Origin of the sequence: Vibrio sp. V42_P2S4T144, assembly GCF_009904715.1 — a bacterium.
Classification (GTDB): Bacteria; Pseudomonadota; Gammaproteobacteria; order Enterobacterales; family Vibrionaceae; genus Vibrio; species Vibrio alginolyticus.
Map to the genome: position 1 here is coordinate 1 of NZ_WXWS01000519.1, position 2,215 is coordinate 2,215.

1 protein-coding gene and 1 pseudogene are annotated in these 2,215 nt (G+C 42.9%); both read left to right on the forward strand.

Annotated elements, in window-relative coordinates; all coding sequences use genetic code 11:
• Window positions 1-14 precede the first annotated feature (14 nt).
• Window positions 15-1,643 (forward strand): methyl-accepting chemotaxis protein, encoded by a 1,629-nt coding sequence (locus CAG68_RS17190; protein WP_005375120.1) that lies wholly within the window; start codon window positions 15-17, stop codon window positions 1,641-1,643.
• Between the two features lie 397 nt (window positions 1,644-2,040).
• Window positions 2,041-2,215 (forward strand): annotated as a pseudogene (locus tag CAG68_RS17195) (porin); the annotation flags it as partial.

Here is a 2,215-nt window from a genome sequence, read left to right on the forward strand (position 1 = left end):
ACTGAGGCCCTGTCATGCAGTTATCACTGAAAAATTTGTCAGTACGAACGCAAATTTTGGTTCCGGTATTATTTACCGCGATTGTTTTGTTTATTGCTCTTTGGATTACTAAAAACAATCTTCAAGCAGAGCAAGATGTTATTGCTTCCAACCAAGAATCTTTGGTTTTTCACAAAGACACATTGGCGAGTATTGACGACCAAATTTACCCTCTGCGCATAAGCGCGGTTTACGCTATTTACGATGCTTCTCGTCGTGAGAATTTTCTAACCGAATTGAAAGAAGGCTTAAAGCAAGTTGATGCCGATTTAAGCGCAATTGAAGCCCGAAATCTATTCCGTGACGATGCCGTTAAAGTTCGCCAAGCAATTGAATCCTATGTGCGATATTCAGAGCGCTCAGTTGCTTTCTTCAACCAATACGATCAAGGTTTGAAATCGGATAGCGAGTACCGTGCATTTGTTAAAGAGTATCGCAATGTTGGCCGAGAAATGGTCCAACAAATTAACACGCTATCAAAGCATGTAAACGAGCAAGCTGAACAATCTACTATCAGAAGCCATCAGCAAAATGAACGTGTGCAAAATAACGCTATGTTGACGGTTTTAGCGGTATTTGCTTTCTCATTGATAGGCGCTTGGTTCCTATCTGGCATGATTGTTACACCAATCCAAAAACTGCAAGAAGTGATGCGTCAGTTAGCAATGGGTAATCTATCAGTACGTGCAGATGTCGATGGGGACAATGAGATCTCTAAGCTGAGCAAAGATGTAAACCAAACCGCAGAGCAGTTATACAACACTGTGGACCAGTTAACCCGTATTAGTGAGGAAGTTGCATCTGCATCGACCGAATTGGCTGCGGTAATGACGCAAGCGGAAGCGAACGCTCAACAAGAGTTGGCGGAGATCGAGCAAGTTGCATCTGCGGTTAATGAGCTTGCAAGCACTGCGAATAATGTGAGTGATAACGCGACCTCTGCTGACGCAACTGCGCGTGAAGCTGATGGACTTGCTCAATCAGGTTTGGCCATCTTCCAAGAAAGTGCGGAAGCAAGTGCGCAAATGTCTCAAGCATTGAACGATGCAGCGCAAGTTGTTTTGCGTCTAAAAGAGCAATCTGTACAGATCAACGATGTTATTGAAGTGATTCGCGGCGTATCTGAGCAGACCAACTTGCTAGCATTGAATGCTGCGATTGAAGCGGCGCGAGCTGGTGAGTCTGGTCGTGGTTTTGCGGTAGTAGCTGATGAAGTACGCATGCTAGCAGCTCGTACTCAAGACTCGACACAAGAGATCCAAACGATCATTGAAGAGCTTCAAGCGCAGTCTGGGCTGGCGAATGACAGTATGCAAGTCAGCCTTGATATGCTTAGCCGCAACAACGAGCTGACGCAACAAGCGAATGAAGCGTTGGTTGGAATTACCGAGTCGGTCGCCAACATCAACGATTCAAACACGCAAGTAGCAACCGCAGCCGAAGAGCAGTCTCAAGTTACTCAAGATATCAATCGCAACGTGGTTAACATGTCGGAGCTTGTAAACCAAAACGTAGCGGGCATCAGCCAAAGTGCAAGTGCGAGTACTGAGCTTTCATTACTTGCAGAGAAGCAGAAAGAGCAATTAAGTTTCTTTAAGCTTTAATTCATCATCTACTTATCAAATCTCTAAATCCCTGAGTGAATGCTCAGGGATTTTTTTGTTTGTAATAATCGGATTTATTATCAATAAGTCTATCTAAAACAGTCAGTTAACAAGATTTTTTTGCGGGCAATATCACGTTTTGTGATATTGTTTTTACATTTTTTTCGTCAATTTTTTTTTGACGCGAACATTTTTTTTAACTCAACCGATAACTTGATGGTTGAGAGGTATTCATATCGTCATTTTAAGTGGTGTTTTCTTCTATAAGTGCTGTTTATTCAACACGTTGCGTGAAAAATAACAGCTGCTACTATGCCGCCAGTTTTCTCGTTGGTACAGAAAAGTCCTGTTTTTCTGGTGAGAAAACACATATAAAACAATGATATGGAAAATAACAATGAAATTAAAAACTTTAGCTGTAGCAGTGGCGCTAATGGCATCAGGATCTCAAGTTGTCGCTTCAGAACTATACAACCAAGATGGCACTTCTCTTGAGATGGGCGGCCGCGCTGAAGCGCGTCTTTCTATGATGGATGGTAAGGCAGAAGACCGTACTCGCATCCGTCTTAACT

What these genes read in the sequence shown, in the direction of transcription:
- CAG68_RS17190 (WP_005375120.1), top strand. Translation starts at nt 15, where the DNA reads ATGCAGTTATCACTGAAAAATTTGTCAGTACGAACGCAAATTTTGGTT.